This window comes from Kitasatospora sp. NPDC043949 (assembly GCF_056435365.1).
This window is the reverse complement of record NZ_JBWKEQ010000005.1, coordinates 72,372-91,006: the sequence shown is the minus strand read 5'-3', so window position 1 is coordinate 91,006 and position 18,635 is coordinate 72,372. Positions and strand designations below refer to the sequence as shown.

Annotated in this window: 16 protein-coding genes; 12 read left to right on the top strand and 4 right to left on the bottom strand. The window is 73.0% G+C overall.

Translation table 11 applies throughout. The annotated features are described in order from the left end of the window. Window positions 1-288 precede the first annotated feature (288 nt). A complete protein-coding gene (locus AC07AL_RS06705) occupies window positions 289-2,556 on the bottom strand; it encodes an RICIN domain-containing protein (RefSeq protein WP_478317081.1) in 2,268 nt (755 codons plus the stop codon). Between the two features lie 242 nt (window positions 2,557-2,798). Here AC07AL_RS06705 and AC07AL_RS06700 point away from each other — a divergent pair, with 242 nt between their 5' ends. From AC07AL_RS06700 to AC07AL_RS06665, 8 genes are all read left to right on the top strand, one after another. Further along, on the top strand, window positions 2,799-3,686 hold the full coding sequence (locus tag AC07AL_RS06700) for an SIS domain-containing protein (RefSeq protein WP_363586278.1): 888 nt from the start codon (window positions 2,799-2,801) through the stop codon (window positions 3,684-3,686). A 59-nt stretch (window positions 3,687-3,745) separates the two neighbouring features. Continuing rightward, complete coding sequence (locus tag AC07AL_RS06695) at window positions 3,746-4,696, top strand: ROK family protein (protein ID WP_363633006.1); 951 nt, start codon at window positions 3,746-3,748, stop codon at window positions 4,694-4,696. Further along, complete coding sequence (locus AC07AL_RS06690) at window positions 4,693-5,643, top strand: 1-phosphofructokinase family hexose kinase (protein ID WP_478317079.1); 951 nt, start codon at window positions 4,693-4,695, stop codon at window positions 5,641-5,643. Before AC07AL_RS06695 ends, AC07AL_RS06690 begins: the two co-directional genes overlap by 4 nt. Before the next feature lie 25 nt (window positions 5,644-5,668). Then, window positions 5,669-6,529, top strand: coding sequence for a class II fructose-bisphosphate aldolase (locus tag AC07AL_RS06685; protein WP_363378434.1), 861 nt, complete (start codon window positions 5,669-5,671; stop codon window positions 6,527-6,529). 50 nt (window positions 6,530-6,579) lie between these two features. After that, window positions 6,580-8,361 (top strand): glycoside hydrolase family 35 protein, encoded by a 1,782-nt coding sequence (locus tag AC07AL_RS06680; protein WP_363586281.1) that lies wholly within the window; start codon window positions 6,580-6,582, stop codon window positions 8,359-8,361. 422 nt (window positions 8,362-8,783) lie between these two features. After that, entirely contained in the window at window positions 8,784-10,097 is a 1,314-nt protein-coding gene (locus AC07AL_RS06675) for an extracellular solute-binding protein (protein ID WP_363586282.1), read from the top strand. 112 nt (window positions 10,098-10,209) lie between these two features. Next, a complete protein-coding gene (locus tag AC07AL_RS06670) occupies window positions 10,210-11,166 on the top strand; it encodes a carbohydrate ABC transporter permease (protein WP_363625770.1) in 957 nt (318 codons plus the stop codon). Further along, on the top strand, window positions 11,163-12,083 hold the full coding sequence (locus AC07AL_RS06665) for a carbohydrate ABC transporter permease (RefSeq protein ID WP_363633010.1): 921 nt from the start codon (window positions 11,163-11,165) through the stop codon (window positions 12,081-12,083). The genes AC07AL_RS06670 and AC07AL_RS06665 overlap by 4 nt, the downstream gene beginning before the upstream one ends. 55 nt (window positions 12,084-12,138) lie before the next feature. On the opposite strand, the gene AC07AL_RS06660 is transcribed toward AC07AL_RS06665, so the two are convergent. Further along, the gene (locus AC07AL_RS06660; RefSeq protein ID WP_363586284.1) at window positions 12,139-12,897 is read right to left on the bottom strand and encodes a DeoR/GlpR family DNA-binding transcription regulator; all 759 of its coding nucleotides are present in this window, start codon (window positions 12,895-12,897) and stop codon (window positions 12,139-12,141) included. A 172-nt stretch (window positions 12,898-13,069) separates the two neighbouring features. Here AC07AL_RS06660 and nagA point away from each other — a divergent pair, with 172 nt between their 5' ends. Further along, window positions 13,070-14,248 carry an N-acetylglucosamine-6-phosphate deacetylase gene (gene nagA, locus AC07AL_RS06655; protein WP_478317076.1) on the top strand — a complete coding sequence of 393 codons (1,179 nt, stop codon included), beginning with the start codon at window positions 13,070-13,072 and terminating at the stop codon, window positions 14,246-14,248. Here nagA and AC07AL_RS06650 read toward each other — a convergent pair. Together AC07AL_RS06650 and AC07AL_RS06645 are read right to left on the bottom strand one after the other, a co-directional pair. Then, entirely contained in the window at window positions 14,173-14,751 is a 579-nt protein-coding gene (locus tag AC07AL_RS06650; protein WP_478317074.1) for an ATP-binding cassette domain-containing protein, read from the bottom strand. The genes nagA and AC07AL_RS06650 overlap by 76 nt on opposite strands. 463 nt (window positions 14,752-15,214) lie before the next feature. Then, on the bottom strand, window positions 15,215-15,856 hold the full coding sequence (locus tag AC07AL_RS06645; protein ID WP_363588726.1) for a MarR family winged helix-turn-helix transcriptional regulator: 642 nt from the start codon (window positions 15,854-15,856) through the stop codon (window positions 15,215-15,217). A gap of 686 nt (window positions 15,857-16,542) precedes the next feature. On the opposite strand from AC07AL_RS06645, the gene AC07AL_RS06640 reads away from it, so the two are divergent. Genes AC07AL_RS06640 through AC07AL_RS06630 form a run of 3 tightly spaced genes read left to right on the top strand, consistent with a single transcriptional unit; the run spans window position 16,543 to window position 18,627 of the window. After that, a complete protein-coding gene (locus AC07AL_RS06640; RefSeq protein ID WP_363588724.1) occupies window positions 16,543-17,517 on the top strand; it encodes a LysR family transcriptional regulator in 975 nt (324 codons plus the stop codon). A gap of 9 nt (window positions 17,518-17,526) precedes the next feature. After that, a complete protein-coding gene (locus tag AC07AL_RS06635; RefSeq protein ID WP_363633447.1) occupies window positions 17,527-18,372 on the top strand; it encodes an ACP S-malonyltransferase in 846 nt (281 codons plus the stop codon). A 3-nt stretch (window positions 18,373-18,375) separates the two neighbouring features. Continuing rightward, on the top strand, window positions 18,376-18,627 hold the full coding sequence (locus AC07AL_RS06630) for a phosphopantetheine-binding protein (RefSeq protein ID WP_350884062.1): 252 nt from the start codon (window positions 18,376-18,378) through the stop codon (window positions 18,625-18,627). Window positions 18,628-18,635 lie beyond the last annotated feature (8 nt).

Sequence of the window (18,635 nt, the reverse complement as noted above, 5' to 3'; positions counted from 1 at the left end):
CCGGCTCCCTGGGGGTGTTCCCCCCCCCCCCCCCCCCCCCTCCCCCCCCCCCGCCCCCCCCCCCCCCCCCCCCCCCCCCCCCCCCCCCCCCCCCCCCCCCCCCCCCCGCAACTGGTTGGGGAGAGCCAAACGCCCAGCGGCCCGGAGGTCAACGGGCCAGCCTCCGGACTGGCCGATTCTCGCCAACTAACCGAGGGGGAAGGGATATTGGGTGCTGCCGGGCGGTAGCGGAAGGTGCGGGGCCGGCGTGTCCGGCCCCGGCTCCCGGCCGGGGTTAGGGGCGGGTGGTCAGTTGACGGTCCAGACCTGGAGTTGCGAGCCGGTGTCGGGCTGTTGGGTGGTCCGGGCGCCGTCGGCGGTGGACGCGGTGGTGAGGAGCAGGCCGCTCTTCTGGGAGGTGATTCGGTAGCCGCCGGCGGCCGGGGTGAGCTGCCAGCGCTGGTTGCCGCCGCCGGTGCAGGCCCACTGGATCACCTTGGCGCCGGCGGAGGTGGAGCCGCCGTCGACGTCCATGCACAGGTGCGACTCGCCGTTGGCGATCTGGTAGCTGCCGTCCGCCTGCCGGGTGAACATCCAGGTCTGGTTCGGGCCGCCGTTGGGGGCCCAGGTGACCAGTTGGGTGCCCTGGGCGGTGGAGTGGCCGGGGTCGTCGAGGGCCTTGCCGGCGGCGGTCAGGGTGTGGGTGCCGTCCAACGGGGGGTTGGGCGCGGTGCCGGTGGCGGTCAGGGTGAGGGTCTGCTCGCCGGGGCCGCGGGTGCCGCCGACGGGGTTGCCGGTGGTGTCGGCCCAGCTGCGGGTGGGGGTGGTCTCGGTGGACCGGCTGTTGGTGGAGGAGAGGCCGAGGACGAGTCCGCTGTAGCGGTTGACCAGCTTGAACGTGCCGGTGGCGGTTCCGTCGGCGGACTTCCCGGGGATGACGAACCACTGCTGGCCGACGGTGGGCCCGCCCGGGCCGGCGGCGGTGGCGGTGGGGCGGGCGCCCCAGGCGCGACCGGCGGTGGCGGTGGAGTCGACGCCGAGCAGGCGGCCGGTGGCGGCGTTGGCGATCCGGTAGGAGCCGTCGCCGTTGGTGGTGAAGCTCCAGGCCTCCAGGTCGGAGCCGGTGCCGGCGGCCAGCGAGGTGGTGGCCGGGCCGCCGGCGACCTGGGCGAGGAGCCGGCCGTCGGCGTTGCCGATCCGGTAGTTCCTGCCGGGGTCGACGGGGGGAGCGGCGGGCGCGGAGCCGTTGATCGTCACGTCCACGTACTCGCCGGACGCGCCGTTGGAGCAGCCGAAGGCGCAGTACGAGCGGAAGGTCCTGCCGACGACGGTGCTGTTGGTGCGGTTGGCGCTGTCGAGGAACCAGCGGTACCAGGACGCGGTGTGGTAGCCGCCGGTGTCGCCGATCGGCACCCACTTCTGGCTGGCGAGGTCGGCGGTGGCGTAGTACTGCTGGGGCGCCGAGCCGCTCTGGTCGACGGCCTGCGGCTCGGCGATGTACAGCCCGAGGTAGGCGTTGTAGGTGATGTCCATGACGAACAGCGGTGAGGTGGGGGGCATCGTGCCGGCCGCGACCTGCTGGGCCACGGTGCCGGTGTTCGCCGGGTCGTACTCGTCGGCGACCGGGGTGTAGCCGGTGGGGTGCGCGGAGTCGGCGGGCACCAGGTTGCTCTCCTGGCCGCCGGTGCCGGGCTGCGACCACGCGCCGTCGTACCACTTCTGCCACGAGTCGGGTGCCATCTTGGCGGCGATCGGGGCCCGGGCCACGTGTTCGTGGAAGGCCTTCCAGCTGCCGCCCTTGTCGACGATCCGCGAGCCGTAGAAGACGTAGAAGTAGCCCGAGGCCGTGTCGACGAAGAGGCGTTGGTCGCCGTCCCCGTAGTCGAAGGTCTGGTTCGGGAAGGCCGCGGTGTCGCCCCGCTGGGTGCTGTAGGGCGAGGTGATGGCGTGGTCCTTGATGGTCCACGTCCGGCCCTGGTCGCTGGAGACGGCGTAGTCGATGGCGTCGAAGTGGAGGCCGTCGCCGAAGGGTTGCGGGGTGAACTCGTTGTGCACCAGCCCGTACCAGTCGCCGGTGTCCGGGTCGACCCAGATGCCGGAGAGGTCGCAGTAGTTCTTCTGGGCGTAGCCCGACCCGGCGGGCGCGGAGGTCGAGGTCAGGCCGGTGGGGCTGTTGTTGCAGCGCCAGGTGGTGTCGTTGTTGCGGTCCTGGGGGTTGGCGGGGTTGACGGCGTTGCTGAGCGCGCTCGACCGGGTGGCGGAGTCGAAGTCCGTGCCGGTGAAGAAGTCCCAGTAGCGCGGGTCGTTCGCGCCGTAGAGCGCGGCGGACTGCTGGAAGTAGAAGGTGCCGTCCTTGTCGGTGTACGGGACGGCGGGGGTGTCGGTGGGGTGGGCGTAGCCGACCGGCTTGCCGACGCTCACGGTGTACGGGGCGGTTGACGGGGCGGTTGACGGGGCGCCGGCCGGGGCGGCTGACGGTTCGGGGGCGGCCGACGCGGACGGGGCGAGGCCCGCGCTCAGCGCCAGGAGCGCGGGGGCGAGGACGGCGGCGAGTGCTCTGCGGGGTGGGGCGGACACGGGGTCTCCTTCGGTGCTGCACCGTCGGGGCGGGGGTGGGCGGTGCTTCTCGGGCCCGCCGGTCGTCGTTGGGGGCGCGACCGCCGAGGCCGACGATGGCATGCAGTATCCGGCCCTCTTGCGCGCAACTGTCAACACCTCTGAGCAACAAATTGCGCAGACGGGTTCCATGGAGTGCTTGAAGATGCTTGAATCTGGCCAGAAAGAAGCAGGTATCAGCAACTATTTCATGGAGGTGGCCGATGGCGACCCATGTCGAGGCCGAGATCGCCAGCCAGCCGGACTGCTGGCGCCGCGCTGCGGAAGTCGCCGCGGCGGAGTGCACGGCGCTGCCGGAAGCCGGTGAACGGGTCGCGGTGATCGGCTGCGGGACCTCGCTGTTCATGGGCCAGGCGTACGCCGCCATGCGGGAGTCGAGCGGACAGGGCGTCACGGACGCCTTCGCCGCCTCCGAGTTCCCGGGCGTCCGCTCGTACGACCGCGTGATCGCGCTGACCCGCTCCGGCACCACGACCGAGGTCCTGGCCCTGCTGGAGCGGGTGCGCGGAAAGGTCCGCACCGCGGCCGTCACCGCCGACCCGCGGACGCCGGTGATGACCGCGGCCGACGACATCGCCGTGCTGGACTTCGCCGACGAGCGGTCCGTGGTGCAGACCAGGTTCGCCACCACGGCGCTCACCCTGCTGCGGGCCCACCTGGGCCTGCACACCGAGGCGGTGGAGGCCGACGGCCGGGCGGCCCTGGCGGAGCCGCTGCCCGAAGGCCTGGTGGACTGCACCCAGTTCACCTTCCTCGGCACCGGCTGGACGGTCGGGCTGGCGAACGAGGCCGGCCTCAAGCTGCGCGAGGCCGCGCTCGCCTGGAGCGAGGCGTACCCGGCGATGGAGTACCGGCACGGCCCGATCAGCATCGCCGCGCCGTCCACCGCCACCTGGATGCTGGGCGCCGCACCGGCGGGCCTGGCCGAGCAGGTCCGGGGCACCGGCGCCCGCTGGATCGAGGGCCGGCTCGACCCGCTCGCGGAACTGGTGCGCGTCCACCGGCTGGCCGCCGCGCTGGCCGCCGCGAAGGGCCTGGACCCGGACCAGCCGCGCAACCTGACCCGGTCCGTGGTGCTCGCCGACTCATGACCGATCAGCCTCGGCTCACGACCGGCCGGCGTCAGCCCGTGCCCGACCAGCGTCAGCCCGTGCCCGACCGGCGTCTGGTCGTCGCCGTGGACGTCGGCGGCACCGGCATCAAGGCAGCCCTGCTGGACCGGGAGGCGGCCGTCCGGCACCAGGTGCGGCGCGCCACCGGGCGCGAACGGGGCCCGGAGGCCGTCGTGGCCACCGTCGTCGACCTGGTCGCGGACGTGCGGCGGGAGGCCGGGCGGCAGGGCGCGGAGGTCGACGCCGTCGGCCTGGCCGTTCCCGGCATCGTCGACGAGGCCACGGGGACGGGCGTGTACTCCGCCACGATCGGCTGGCGGGACGTCCCGTTCCGGGAGCTCGTCGCCGAGCGCACCGGCCTGCCCGTGGCCGTCACCCACGACGTGCGCGCCGGCGGCGTGGCCGAGGCCCGGCTCGGAGCCGGGCGCGGCGAGGAGCGTTTCCTGTTCGTCCCGGTCGGCACGAGCATCGCCGCCGCCGTCATGACCGGCGGCCGCGCCCTGCCCGGCGCGCACCACCGGGCCGGGGAGATCGGCCACCTCGTGGTGCGCCCGGGCGGGGAACCGTGCGCCTGCGGGGCCCGGGGCTGCGCCGAGACCTACGCCTCGGCGGCCGCCGTGGCGCGGCGCTACACCGAGGCCACCGGCCGGCCGGCCCCCGCACCGGAGGTGGCGCGGCTGGCCGCCGAGGGGGACCGGGCGGCCGGCGCCGTCTGGCAGGAGGCGGTCGACGCCCTGGCCGACGCCCTGCTGACGGCCGTCCTGGTGCTGGACCCGCCGCTGGTCGTCCTGGGCGGGGGCCTCGCCGAGTCCGGCGACCTGCTGCTCGCCCCGCTGGCCGCCGCGCTGGCCGCCCGCGCCCGGATCCAGGTCGCGCCGCGCCTGGTGCCCGCCGCGCTCGGGGACCGGGCCGGCTGCCTGGGCGCCGGCCTGCGCGCCCTGGACGCGGCGGCCGGCCGTGCGGCCCCGGAAGGGAGCCCGGCGCCGTGATCGTCACCGTGACCCCGAACCCCGCCCTGGACATCACCTACGGCGTGTCGGCGCTGCGCCCGCACACCAGCCACCGGGTGGCCTCCGTCCACGAACAGGCCGGCGGCAAGGGCGTGAACGTGGCTCGGGTCCTGCACGGCCTCGGCCGGCCCACCACCGCCGTCCTGCCGCTCGGCGGGCCCACCGGCGCGGTGCTGCGGGCCGACCTCGACCGGGCCGGCATCGCCTGCCTGGGCGTCCCGCTGGCCGCCGGCACGTCGACCCGGCGCACCGTCGCCGTGGTCGACGCCGTCGACGCCACCGTGCTGAACGAGCCCGGACCGGAGCTCTCCGCCGAGGACTGGACAGCCCTGCGCACCGCCGTCCGCAGCCTGCTCCCCACCGCCCGGGCCCTGGTGCTGTCCGGGAGCCTGCCGCCGGGCCTGCCGGGCGACGCCTACGCGGATCTGGTCCGCCTCGCCCACGCGCAGGGCGTGCCGGTCGTCCTGGACGCCGACGGCGCCGCGCTCACCGGGGCACTGGCGGCCGGGCCCACGGCCGTCAAGCCGAACGCGGTCGAACTGCGCCGCGCCACCGGCATCGCCGACCCGCTCCGCGCGGCACACGCCCTCGTCGACGCCGGCGCCCGGGCGGTGGTCGCCTCGCTCGGCCCCGACGGACTCCTCGCCGTCACCCCGGACGGCAGCTGGTGGGCCCGCCTGCCCCCGGAGGCCGACGTGCGGGGGAACCCGACCGGCGCGGGGGACGCGGCGGTCGCGGCGCTGGCCGCGGCCCTCGCCGACCGTGCGCCGTGGCCGGCGGCGCTGGCCCACGCGGTGGCCCTGTCGGCCGCCGCCGTCCAGGCCCCGTACGCCGGCCGGTTCGACCCGCAGGCCTACCGCGGCCACCTCCCGCTGGTCCGGGTCACCCCGGCCGCACCCTCCGCGGGCTCAGCCCCTTCCGACTGAACAGCCCCACCCGACAGGAGAGTTCATGCCCCTGGCAGCCACCGGCGGCCTCGTCGCCCGGGCCGCGGCCCGGCACGGCGCCGTCGCCGCCTTCAACGTCATCACCCTGGAGCACGTCGAGGCCGTCGTCTCCGCCGCCGAGACCGCCGGCACCGCGGTGATCCTCCAGGTGAGCGAGAACGCGGTGCGGTTCCACGGCGGGCGGCTGGCCCCGCTCGCCGCGGCCGCCGTGCGCTGCGCCGAGCCGAGCACCGTCCCGGTGGCGCTGCACCTGGACCACGTGAAGACCGGCGTCCTGCTCCGCCAGGCCGCCGAATGCGGGTTCAGCTCGGTGATGTACGACGCCGCGCACCTGCCCTACGCGGAGAACGTCGCCGCCACCCGCGAGGCCGCCGTCTGGGCGCACGGCGCCGGGCTCTGGCTGGAGGCCGAACTCGGCGAGGTCGGCGGCAAGGACGGCCGGGGGCCGCTGGACGCCCACGCACCGGGAGCCCGCACCGACCCCAAAGAGGCGCGGCGCTTCGTCGAGGAGACCGGCGTGGACGCCCTCGCCGTCGCCGTCGGCAGCTCCCACGCGATGACCTCCCGCGACGCCCGGCTCGACCACGACCTGCTCGCCGCCCTGCACGCGGCCCTCGACGTCCCGCTCGTCCTGCACGGCTCCTCCGGGGTCCCCGACGACGAACTGCGCCGCGCCGTCCACGGCGGCATAGCCAAGGTCAACATCGGCACCGCCCTGAGCATCGCCATGACGACCGCCGTCCGGTCCCACCTGGCGGCGGACGAGCGGGGCGTCGACCCCCGCGCGTACCTGGCCGCGGGCCGCGGGGCGATCACCGAGGCCGTCGGCCGGCTCCTGCCCGTCGTCGCGGGAACCGCCGGATGACCGCGCCCCGGCCGACACCGTCCCCCGAACCACCCCCTCAAGGACCACTCATGCTCCAGATCGACCGGACCGGGTTCACGCTCGACGGGCGCCCCCTGCGCCTGCTCTCCGGCGCCCTGCACTACTTCCGCAGCCTGCCCGGGCAGTGGCCGCGCCACCTGCGGATGCTGCGGGCGATGGGGCTCAACACCGTGGAGACGTACGTCCCCTGGAACCTGCACGAGCCCCGTCCCGGCGCGTACGACTTCACCGGCATCGCCGACCTGGAGGCCTTCCTGCGGGCCGCCGCGGACGCCGGACTGCACGCGATCGTCCGCCCGAGTCCCTACATCTGCGCCGAGTGGGAGAACGGCGGCCTGCCCTGGTGGCTCCTGGCCGAACCGGGCGCGGCGGGCCGCGGCCTGCCGCTGCGCACCAGCGACCCGCGCTTCCTGGCCCACGTCGACCGCTGGTACGACACGCTGATCCCGATCCTGGCGGCGCACCAGACCACGCGCGGCGGAAACGTCCTGATGGTCCAGATCGAGAACGAGTACGGCTCCTACGGCACCGACCGGGCCTACCTCGCCCACCTCGCCGACGGCCTGCGCGCCCGCGGCATCGACGTCCCGCTCTGCACCTCCGACGGGCCGGAGGACTTCTTCCTCACCGGCGGCGCCCTGCCCGGCCACCTCGCCACCGTCAACTTCGGCAGCCGCGCCACCGAGGCCTTCGCCGAGCTGCGCCGCCACCGCCCCCAGGACCCGCCGATGTGCATGGAGTTCTGGAACGGCTGGTTCGACCACTGGGGGGAGCCGCACACCACCCGCCCGGCCGAGGACGCCGCCGCGGCCCTGCGCGAGATCCTGGCGGCCGGGGCCTCCGTCAACCTCTACATGGCCCACGGCGGCACCAACTTCGGCACCTGGGCCGGCGCCAACACCGCCGATCCGCGCACCGGCCGGGGCTACCAGCCGACCGTGACCTCCTACGACTACGACGCCCCGCTGGACGAACGAGGCGCCCCCACGGCCAAGTTCCGGGCCTTCCGCGAGGTCCTGGCGGCGTACGCGGACGGCCCGGTGCCGGAGCCCGAGGAGCTCCCGGCCACGCTGCCGGCGTGCCGGGTGGAGCTCGACCGGTCCCTGCCGCTGGCGGACGTGGTGGACCACCTGTCCACCGGCGAGGTCCGCTCCGCCGTCCCGCTCTCCTTCGAGGAACTCGGCCTCCCGCACGGCCTCGTCCGCTACCGGACCACCATCCCCGGCCCGCGCGCGGAATACCCGCTGACCGTCGAGGGGCTCGCCGACCGGGCCCACGTCCGCGTCGACGGCACCCACCTCGCCACCCTGGAACGCGACGTCGAGCACGAGCCCCTGCTCGTCCCGGTGCCCGGCGGCGGTGCCCGGCTGGAGCTGCTGGTCGAGTCGATGGGCCGGGTCAACTACGGCGCCGGGATCGGCGACCGCAAGGGGATCGCCGGGGCCCTGCACACCCAGCAGTACCTGCACGGGTGGACGGCCGACCCGATGCCGCTGGCCGACGGGACGCCGGACCGGCTCCCCTGGGGCACGGCCGGCGCCCCGGCCGCCGGCCCCGGCGCGGCCTTCCACCGCGGCGCCTTCGAGGTCGCGGAGCCCGCCGACGGCTACCTGGCGCTGCCGGGCTGGGGCAAGGGCTACGTCTGGGTCAACGGCTTCCTGCTGGGCCGCTACTGGGACCGCGGACCGCAGTGCACGCTCTACCTGCCCTGGCCGGTTCTGCGCAGCGGGACGAACGAGATCACCGTCCTCGAACTCGACCGGTCCGGCGAACCCGCCGTGCACCTGGTGGCCCGGCCCGACCTGGGCTGACACCCCGTGCACCCGGCCCGTCGCCCGGCTCTCCGACCGGGTCTCCGCGCGACGGGCCGTGTCGAAACCGAGACCGCTTCGTGCTCCGAAGCTCTAGGAACCTGCTCGATATTGAGCAATACTCATCCGAACTGCGCACCATAGAGCAGGGGGTGGTCCGATGGGCACGCGACCACCGACACCCGGACCGGGCCAGGGCCAGGGCCAGGAGCCGGACCAGGATCCGGCCCGGTGAGGAGGCCGCCGACGCGCGGCGGCACTCCCGGCCGGCCCCAGAACCTCCGGAACCCGGACACCCCTGCCGACCCCCACCGCACCCCCACCGCACCCCCACCGCACCGCACCCGCTCGCGCCAGCCGCCGTCCACCCGACGCCGTGCCGCGATGGCCGAGGGCCAGTACACGTAAAGGACGAGATCCTCATGGCGAAGACACGAATCCGCACCCGCCTGCTGGCCGCCGCCGCCACGCTGCCGCTGCTCACCGGCATCGCGGCCTGCGGATCGGGCGGTGACGGCGCCTCGGGCGGCGGAGGCTCCGCCGAGGTCACGTTCTGGGGCTGGGCGCCGGGCTACGAGGAGGCGGTGGCCCAGTACAACGCGGCCCACCCGGACGCCAAGGTCAAGTTCGAGAAGATCGTGTCGGGCAGCAAGGGCGGCTACGCCAAGATCTTCGCGGCCGTCAAGGCCGGCAACGCCCCCTGCCTGGCCCAGGTCGGCTACGAGTCGCTGCCCAGCTTCGTCGTGGAGGGCGCCGTCCAGGACGTCAGCGGCGAGGCCGGGCAGTACCAGTCGCAGTACGGGGACGGCGCCTGGAACGCGGTGAAGGTCGGCGGCCAGGTGTACGGCATCCCGGTCGACGTGGGCCCGATGGCGCTCTACTACCGCACCGACCTGTACGCCCAGTACGGTCTGAAGCCGCAGGCGACCTGGGAGGAGTTCGCCGCCGACGCCGCCAAGGTGCACGCCGCCAACCCCAACGGCTACCTGAGCGTGTTCAACCCGGACGACCCGTGGTGGTTCGCCGGCATGTCCGCCCAGGCCGGCGGCAGTTGGTTCGGCACCGACAGCAAGGGCTGGAAGGTCTCGCTCGCGAGCGACCCGGCCACCGCCAAGGTCGCGAAGTACTGGCAGGGCCTGATCGACCAGGGCCAGGTCAAGTCCGAGCAGGGCTTCAGCCCCGACCTCTACAAGGACCTCCAGGACGGCACGCTCGCCGCCTACCCCGGCCCGGTCTGGTTCTCCTCCATCCTCGAACAGAACGCGGCGCAGGCGTCCGGCAAGTGGGCGGTCGCACCGATGCCGCAGTGGCAGGGCGGCGCCAAGTCGGTCGGCAACGACGGCGGTTCGTCCACCGCGGTGGTCAAGGGCTGCAAGAACACCGCCGCTGCGCTGCGCTTCGCCAACTGGATGAGCACGGACGCCGCCGCCGTCGGCACCCTCGTGGACAAGGCCGGCATCTACCCCGCCTCCACCAGCGGCACGTCGGTGCCGGCACTGGCGAAGCCGAGCGCCTACTTCGGCAACCAGCCGATCTTCGACGTCTTCAAGCAGGCGACGGCGCAGGCCCCCAAATGGAGCTGGGGCCCGACCATGACCCAGACCTCCAGCGACCTCACCGACGCCTTCGGCGCGGCCGTCGCCGCCCACGGCGACCTGACGGCGGCGCTGGGCACGGTGCAGAACAAGACCGTCGACGCGATGAAGTCCAAGGGGCTGACGGTCACCGCCGGCTGACCGGCTCGCCGGCGGACCCCGCGCGGTCCGCCGGCCCGGGCGCGTCCGACCCGTCCGACCCGTCCGACACGCCCGAGGGACCGACCACCGCCCGCACGAGAGAGAACCCCAGATGAGCGCAGCAACCCCGGCGGCGCCGGGCCGCACCGCCCCGAAGGCCGCCACGGTACGACGGACGCCGTCCCGCAACCGCGCGGCCCTCGGCTTCCTGGCCCCCTTCGGCCTGCTGTTCACCGTCCTGTTCCTGCTGCCCATCGGGTACGCGCTCTGGCAGAGCCTGTACCGCGTGGAGCGCTCCGGCCTCGGCTTCGGCCCGGCCAGAACGGTCTTCGCGGGGCTCGACAACTACACCGCGGCCCTGGGCGACGGCTCGTTCCTCGCGGGCGTCGGCCGGGTGCTGCTCTTCGGCGTGGTCCAGGTCCCGGTGATGCTCGGACTGGCCCTCGGCCTCGCCCTGCTGATCGACGCCAAGGGCACCCGGCTGCGGAAGTTCTTCCGGCTCGCCTACTTCCTCCCGTACGCGATCCCGGGCGTCGTGGCCACCATCCTCTGGGCGTTCCTCTACCTGCCCGGCACCAGCCCGCTCGTCGCCGGACTGAGGGACATCGGCATCGACGCCGACTTCCTCTCCTCCGGCACCGTCCTGTGGTCGATGGCCAACATCGTCACCTGGACCTGGACCGGCTACAACATGCTGGTCATCCTCTCCGCCCTGCAAGCCATCCCCAGCGAGCTCTACGAGGCCGCCGACCTCGACGGCGCCGGCCCCTGGCGGACCGCCTGGCACATCAAGATCCCGCTGGTGGCCCCCGCCCTGGTGCTGACCGGGATCTTCTCCATCATCGGCACCCTCCAGCTCTTCACCGAGCCGATGGTCCTGCATTCGCTGGCCTCGACCGTCTCCGCCGACTACACGCCCAACATGGCGGCGTACAACGCGGCGTTCGGCACCAACGACTACGGCAAGGCGGCGGCCATCGCCGTCCTGCTGGCCCTGGCCACCTGCGTCCTGTCCTTCACCTTCCTGCGCCTCTCGGTGCGCATCACCGGAAACCGGGTGACCGCATGAGCACCGCCGACCTCCGCCGCCGCCCCGAGACCGCGGGCCCGGCGCGCCGCCGCCCCGCCGGGCCCGCCCGACTGGGCGCCCCCGGCCGCCGTCCGCGCCCCAACGTCCTCGGCACGGCCGTCCTGTTCGTGCTCTCCGCCTACTTCCTGCTGCCCGCCTGGTGGCTGCTGGTGGCCTCCACCAAGAGCAGCAGCGACCTGTTCGGCAGCGGCGGCTTCTGGTTCTCCACCCTCCACCTCGGCGACAACCTGCACGACCTGGCCACCGCCAACGGCGGGCTCTACTTCCGCTGGCTCCTCAACACCGTGCTGTACGCGGGCGTCGGCGCCGCGGCCGCCACCCTGCTCGCGGCGATGGCCGGCTACGCGCTCACCAAGTACCGGTTCCGGGGCCGCGAGGCGGTGTTCAACACGATCCTCGCCGCGGTGCTCGTCCCCGCGCCGCTCCTCGCCCTGCCGGTCTACCTGCTGCTGTCCAAGGCCCATCTGGTCAACACCGTCTGGGCGGTCCTGCTGCCCAGCATGGTCAGCCCGTTCGGCGTCTACCTCAGCCGGATCTACGCCGCCGCGTCCGTCCCGGACGAGATCCTGGAGGCCGCCCGGATGGACGGCGCGGGGGAGTTCCGGATCTTCTTCACGGTGGTCCTGCGGATCTTCTCGCCGGCGCTGGTGACCATCTTCCTGTTCCAGTTCACCACCATCTGGAACAACTTCTTCCTGCCGCTGGTCACGCTCTCCGACCAGAAGCTCTGGCCGGTCAACCTCGGCCTCTACTACTGGAACGGCCTGCGGGACCACACCCCGTACAACCTGGTCGTCACGGGCTCGTTGGTCTCGGTCGTCCCGCTGGTCGTGGCCTTCCTGCTGTTGCAGCGGTTCTGGCGCACCGACCTGACGGCGGGCGGCGTCAAGGCCTGAACCGGGCCCCGGGGCGTGGCCGGTGGATCAGGCCACCCCCGGGGCCCGTCGGCGGTCAGGCCCGCCGGACCCGGACGCCGCAGCCGGTGACGGCCCGCTGCTGCGCCTCCGTCAGGCCGTCGTCCGTCACCAGGTCGTGGACGTCGGAGAGCGGGCAGATCCGGGCGAAGGTGACCTTGCCGACCTTGGTGCTGTCGGCCAGCACGACCGAGCGCGCGCTGCTGCGCAGGAACGCCCGGTCGGTCTGGGCCTCCATCTCGTCGTGCGTGGTGCAGCCCTCCTGCGCCGTCAGGCCGTCGACCCCGATGAAGGAGATGTCCAGGTGGTACTGCGAGAGCATCCGGTCGGCGGCCGGACCGACCAGCTCGTAGCTGGCCGTGCGGGCGATGCCGCCGATCACCACGAGGCGCACCTCGGGGCGGACGATCAGGTCGGCGGCGATGTTCACCGCGTTGGTCACGACGGTGATGCCGGTGCGCTCGGCGAGCACCCGGGCGAGCTCGCTGGTGGTGGTGCCGCCGCTGAGGCCCACCACCGCCCCCTCCGGCACGAGTTCGGCCGCGGCCAGGGCGATCCGGCGCTTCTCCTCCCGCTGCTTCTCGCCGCGGTGGCGCAGCGGCAGTTCGAGGTTGACCGAGCCGGTCACCGCGCCGCCCCGGGTGCGGTGCAGCAGCCCCTGCTCGTGGAGCTCCTGGAGATCGCGGCGCACGGTCGCGGTCGAGACGTCCAGGAGTTCGGCGAGCGCGTGCACATCGGCGCTCCCCGCTTCGGTGACGTGCGAGAGGATCCGGGTGGCGCGATCAGCTTTGAGCATGACGCGATTCTAGCCCGGTCCGGAGCCAAACCCCTGGGTGGCGCCGGGTCGGACTGATTTCGGCGAGCAGGTCGCAGGTCTGGTCGTCCGCTCGAAACTGACTATCATGGCGATGAAATAAGCAACTTCACTCAGTTCTACGGCTGCCCGGAGCAGCGCCGGAGGTGACCGCGTGACCACCGCGGACCGTGACCGTACCGCACTGGCCGGCGCCCGGCTGGTCCTGCCCGGCGGCGTCGTCGAGGGCGGCCGCCTGGCCGTCGAGGGCGACCGGATCGCCGGCCTCGGAGGCGAGAGCGAGCCCGGCGACCTCGACCTGACCGGGTACACCGTCGTCCCCGGCTTCGTCGACCTGCACGTGCACGGCGGCGGTGGCGCCTCCTACGCCTCCGGCATCGCGGAGGAGGCCCTGCTCGCCGCCCGTACGCACCTGGAGCACGGCACCACCACCACGGTCGCGTCCACCGTCACCGGGGAGATCGACGAGGTCGCCCGCCAGGCGTCCGTGCTGTCCGAGCTGGTCGAGGACGGCGTGCTGGCCGGCATCCACTTCGAGGGCCCGTTCATCTCGCACAACCGCTGCGGCGCCCACCGCCCCGACCTGTTGCGCGACCCGGACCCGGCGCTGGTGCGCAAGCTGGTCGACGCGGCCCGCGGCCACGCGAAGATGGTCACCCTGGCCCCCGAACTGCCCGGCGGCCTGGACTCGGTGCGGATGCTCGCCGACCTCGGCGTGATCGCCGCCGTCGGCCACACCGAATCCGACTACGCCACCACGCTGGAGGCGATCGACGCCGGCGCGAGCGTCGCCACGCACCTCTTCAACGCGATGCCCGGCATCGCCCACCGCGCCCCGGGCCCGATCGTGGCGCTGCTGGAGGACGAGCGGGTCACCGTCGAGCTGATCAACGACGGCGTGCACCTGCACCCGTCCGTGCTCGACCTCGCCTACGGCACCGCCGGGGCGTCCCGGGTCGCCCTGATCACCGACGCGATGGGCGCGGCCGGCATGGGCGACGGCCTCTACCCGCTCGGCCCGCTCCAGGTCGAGGTCAAGGACGGCGTCGCGATGCTCCCGGACGGCAGCTCCATCGCGGGCTCCACCCTGACGCTGGACGTCGCGTTCAAGCGCTCGCTCACCGTCGACGGCCTGACGCTGAACCAGACCGTCGAGTCGTTGTCCGCCACCCCGGCCCGCCTGCTGGGCCTCGCCGACTCGATCGGCTCGCTGGAGGCCGGCAAGCAGGCCGACCTGGTCGTGCTCGACTCCGAGGGCTACGACCTGGTCGCCGTCATGCGCCGCGGCCGCTGGGTCCTCGGCGGCGAGCGCTTGCTGCCCCGGGCCGGCTGACCGGCGGGGTGGCGGAGCCGCGGTCCGCGGTCCGCCGGTGTCCGCAGAGCTGCTGGAATCCCGGGTCGGTGCGGAGGAGCTCGGCGTACGTGCCGGTGGCGGCGGCCGTGCCGTCGGAGAGCATGACGACGGTGTCCGCCGCTGGACAGGCGCACCCCGCGTTCCCCGACCTCGGTGTCGAGGCCCGCCGTCAGGCCGTGCACCTTCCCGGTGAGGTTGACGAGGTCGAGGACCTCCCAGAGCCGGTCGTCGGTGACGTCCGGGGCGGCGTAGCAGAGGTTGTCCCGCAGGGTGCCGTGCAGGATCGGGCAGTCCTGTTCGACCCAGCCGAGGTGTGAGCGCCATTTCGCGAGGCCGAGGTCCGTGGCGGGCCGCCCGTCGATGCGGATGCTGCCGCTCCACGGCTCGTAGAAGCGGTTGATCAGGGCGAAGGCGGTCGACTTTCCGGCCCCGGACGGGCCGACCAGGGCCACCAGCGCGTGCGCGGGAACGGGGAGCGACAACCCCCGGAGGACCGGTGCGTCGGGGCTGTAGCCGAACCGCAGATCGCGGATCTCCAGCGAAGGCGCCGACGGCGGGCCCTGGTCCGGTTGCGGTCCGGAGGTGGTGCGGCCGGCCGTCGTCGCCCCGCTGCCGTCCTCGGTGGGCGCGCAACTGCCGCCAGGCGGTCACCGGGCGGCGGCGGAAGAGCGTGTGCAGATAGGCGGCGCCCCCGGTGAACAGCTCGTCCGCCCCGTGCCCGGCCAGGTGCCGGGTGGCGCCGTGCTCGACCAGGTGCCCGCCAGCTCTGCTGGCGGGCTGTTCCGCGCGAGTCGGCGGCCGCCGGTGCGCCCGTCGCCCGGTCGCTCATCCTCCGGCGTCCGCGGTGGGGCGCCGGGCACCGCTTCGGTGTCGAGGGTCGCGATCACCGCCGGGCCCGAAGTCCACGTGCTGTCGGCCGAGTCGAGTCACCGATGGCGGCGGTGCTCACAGCTCCGTCGGGTAACCGCTCCGGGGAGGCTTGGCGTTGGCGAGCTGTCGCCGGGGCGCCCGAGGGGGGCGGGACGGGGACTCGCGTGACGGCGAACGCGGCGGAGTCCAGGCCGGGGTGGTGGTGGTCTCCGGGTCGGCGGGCGGGCTGCGCAGGGCCTGGGCTTCGATGGCTTCGGCGAGACGCCGCAGGGCGATCCGGACCTGCGTGCTCTGTCCGTCGCTGAGTGCCCCGAGGACCTGTTGCTCGATGGCCAGGCGCTTGGGCATGACGTCGTCGACGGCGGCCGCGCCCGCGTCGGTGATGAAGACCAGCGCCGCGCGCCGGTCCGCGGGATTCACCGTCCGGACGACGAGGGCGCGCCGTTCCAGCTTGGCCAGTGCCTTGCTCAGCGCGGCCGGCGACCGCCCCATCGAGGCGGCGAGGCGGCGCGCGATCGTCGGCTCGGTCGAGTGGCGGAGGTGGTAGAGCACGTCGAACTCCGATGAGCTGACGGCCGCCGCTTCGAACACTGGTTCAAGGAGGAACTCCAGCATCGCGTGGGCGTGTCGGAGGCCGCCGATGATCTCCATCGACGAAAGGTCGAGGTCAGGACGGCTCTGTACCCACAGCTGCCATACCGCCTGCGTTTCATCCATTCGTGCACATGCTCCAACTTGTTAACCGGTAACCTTTCAGTTACCGTATGACACGTGGCCCGCTTCGAGCTGGGCGACCTGGGCACGCTCATCGGAGACTTGTCCGGTTTCTTGCTCTCTGTGTAGTTGATCTGCTCATGTCATATGAGCCTGGACCGCGACATCCCGCCCGATAGCTTCTCGTCTATGACCGGAGCTGAGGAAAGTGTCACCATGGTCATCGCACATGTCCCCGTCATCCCGTTCCCTGGAACGAATCCGGGATTGGGCTACCTCCGGCAGATAGTACTGGACCGGAATAGCTCGGTGTCCAGCCATTTGCGCGCGTCGGCGTCAAGCAGATCGGACCGGCAGCTTGCCGGGCCCGCATCGCCCGGCAGCGCGCCGAGAAAGTCGAGTTGACGCCGCGGCGGGCATGAACTCGCCGTACTGCTCGAACACTTCGAACGGCCCGAAGCGGAACGCGTCGGCGTGACCGGCTCCGCACGGGCGACCCGCCGCGGTCGCCACGGGCCGCCGTCGCCCTGCGTACCGAGGCCGGTCACCGCGCCCCGGTGCGCCTTTCACGGATCCGCCGCGGGCTGATCGCCCGTGGTTCGTCACCGAATTCAGAATTTCTCCGGCGGTCGCCCGCCGACCCCGAAAAATCCGCATGGCCAGATTCCGGGAAAAGGTTTCCGCGCGCTATGACCGATCGCTTGGGATTCAGTCTCACTCAATTGCGCTACTTCGTCGTCTCCGCCGAGATCGGCAACATCTCGGAGGCGGCGGAGAAGCTGTGCGCCTCGCAGTCGACGGTCTCGTCGGCGATCATGCGGCTGGAACGTCAGCTCGGTGTTCAGCTGTTGCTCCGTCACCATGCCCGTGGGGTCTCCCTGACGCCGAGCGGTCGCCACCTGCTGCGGGAGGCGCGCGCGTTGCTGGGGCAGGCCAGGAGCCTCAAGGCGCAGGGCGACGCCCTGGCGGGCGACACGGCAGGCCAGCTCGACGTCGGGTTCTTCTTCCCGATCGCCCCGTTCCTGCTGCCGCTGGTCCACCGTTTGGCCGGGGAGCGGCACCGGGCGCTGGAGCTGAACCTCCACGAGGCGTCCGCCGACCGGTTGCTGGAGTTCCTCCGGGACGGCCGGTGCGAATTGGCGGTGACGTACGACTTCCTGGCGGGCGACGCCAGGTTCCACCCGTTGGTCGATCTGCCGGTGCACGCCCTGCTGGCGGATGACGACCCGTCGGGCCTGGCCGGCCCGCTCGCTCTGGACGAGTTGGCCGGTCGACCGCTGGTCGCCCTGAACGTCCCGAGCGTGCTCCGTCACGCCGAGCGGATGTTCTCCCGCGCGGGCGTCCGCATGCCGCGGGTGGTGAAGGCGGCGAGCATCGAGACGCTTCGCGGCCTGGTGGCCGCCGGTGCCGGGTTCGCCTTGATGTATCAACCCGCCCGAACCGCAACGACGTTGGACGGGGGCAGGGTCCGCGAGGTCGAGCTGGTCGGAGACCTGCCGCCCGCGACCCTGGGCGCGGCCGTGATGCCCGAGCTGGCCATGAGCAGCCGCGGCAGGGCGTTCCTGGACGTGCTCAGATCCGCGGTCGCGGTCGGGGCGAGCCGGGGGCAGGTCGGGGCGGGTCGGGCGCAGGTCAGTGCAGGTCAGCAGGTAGTCATGGGTTGAGGGAGCGTCGTGCTGGCAGTCATCTTCGCTGGTCAGGGAAGTCAGGAAAAGGGAATGGGGGCAGAGGTCTTCGAACGGTACCCGGGGCTGGTCCAGTACGCCTCGGACGTGCTGGGGTACGACCTGGTCTCCTTGTGCACGGAGGACCCGGACGGCCTGCTGGGCCGCACGGAGTACACCCAGCCGGCGCTGTTCGTCGTCAACGCGCTGCGGACCTTCGAGCGGGTCCACCACGGGGACCGGGAGGCGGACGTCTACCTCGGGCACAGCCTGGGCGAGTACAACGCGCTGCTCGCGGCCGGGTCCTTCGCCTTCGAGACGGGGCTGCGGCTGGTCGCCAAGCGCGGCGAGCTGATGGCGGCGGCCTCCGAGGGCGGCATGACCGCCGTCATGAACACACCGCCCGGGCAACTGCTGGAGATCCTCGCGGAGGACGGCGTCGACGGCGTCGACATCGCCGGCCTCAACACCGGCTCGCAGGTGGTCATCGCGGGCACCCCGCCGGTCCTGGACGCGGCGCACGCCTGCCTGGAGCGCCGGGAGATCCGCTTCGTACGGCTCAAGGTGAGCGCGCCCTTCCACTCCCGGTACATGGAGTCGGCCAGGGTGCGGTTCGCCGAGTTCCTGACGGAGTTCGAGTTCGCCGATCCCGACACCCCCGTCATCTCCAACGTCACGGGCCGGCCGTACGAGCCGGGACAGGTGACGCGCATGCTCACGGAGCAGCTGGTCGCCCCGGTGCGCTGGACCGACAGCGTCCGCGGGCTGCTCGACGGCGACGCCGAGCTGGAATTCACCGAAATCGGGGGCCTGGCCCTCACTCACATGGTGTTCAAAATCAGGGCTGGAGTCTGACACATGGCAACCACGACGGACACGATCCGGCTGTACCTGGAAGACCGTTTCCTCTTCGAGTTCGACGACGTGATCACCCCGGACACCGACCTGTTCAAGGCGGGGGTCATCGACTCGTTCGGCTACGTCAGGATGATGAAGTTCCTGGAGTCCGAGTTCTCCGTCGAGATCTCCCCGGAGGACATCCTCGTGAACGTCTTCGTCTCGCTCACCGCGATCGACGAGTTCGTCACCAAGAAGATCTCCGCGAAGTAGAAGGACGG

Bases quoted from the DNA above. Each gene is read 5' to 3' on its own strand.
- AC07AL_RS06700 (WP_363586278.1), top strand. From the start codon at position 2,799: ATGGCGACCCATGTCGAGGCCGAGATCGCCAGCCAGCCGGACTGCTGG.
- AC07AL_RS06685 (WP_363378434.1), top strand. From the start codon at position 5,669: ATGCCCCTGGCAGCCACCGGCGGCCTCGTCGCCCGGGCCGCGGCCCGG.
- AC07AL_RS06680 (WP_363586281.1), top strand. From the start codon at position 6,580: ATGCTCCAGATCGACCGGACCGGGTTCACGCTCGACGGGCGCCCCCTG.
- AC07AL_RS06675 (WP_363586282.1), top strand. From the start codon at position 8,784: ATGGCGAAGACACGAATCCGCACCCGCCTGCTGGCCGCCGCCGCCACG.
- AC07AL_RS06670 (WP_363625770.1), top strand. From the start codon at position 10,210: ATGAGCGCAGCAACCCCGGCGGCGCCGGGCCGCACCGCCCCGAAGGCC.
- AC07AL_RS06665 (WP_363633010.1), top strand. From the start codon at position 11,163: ATGAGCACCGCCGACCTCCGCCGCCGCCCCGAGACCGCGGGCCCGGCG.
- AC07AL_RS06660 (WP_363586284.1), bottom strand. From the start codon at position 12,897: ATGCTCAAAGCTGATCGCGCCACCCGGATCCTCTCGCACGTCACCGAA.
- AC07AL_RS06645 (WP_363588726.1), bottom strand. From the start codon at position 15,856: ATGGATGAAACGCAGGCGGTATGGCAGCTGTGGGTACAGAGCCGTCCT.
- AC07AL_RS06640 (WP_363588724.1), top strand. From the start codon at position 16,543: ATGACCGATCGCTTGGGATTCAGTCTCACTCAATTGCGCTACTTCGTC.
- AC07AL_RS06630 (WP_350884062.1), top strand. From the start codon at position 18,376: ATGGCAACCACGACGGACACGATCCGGCTGTACCTGGAAGACCGTTTC.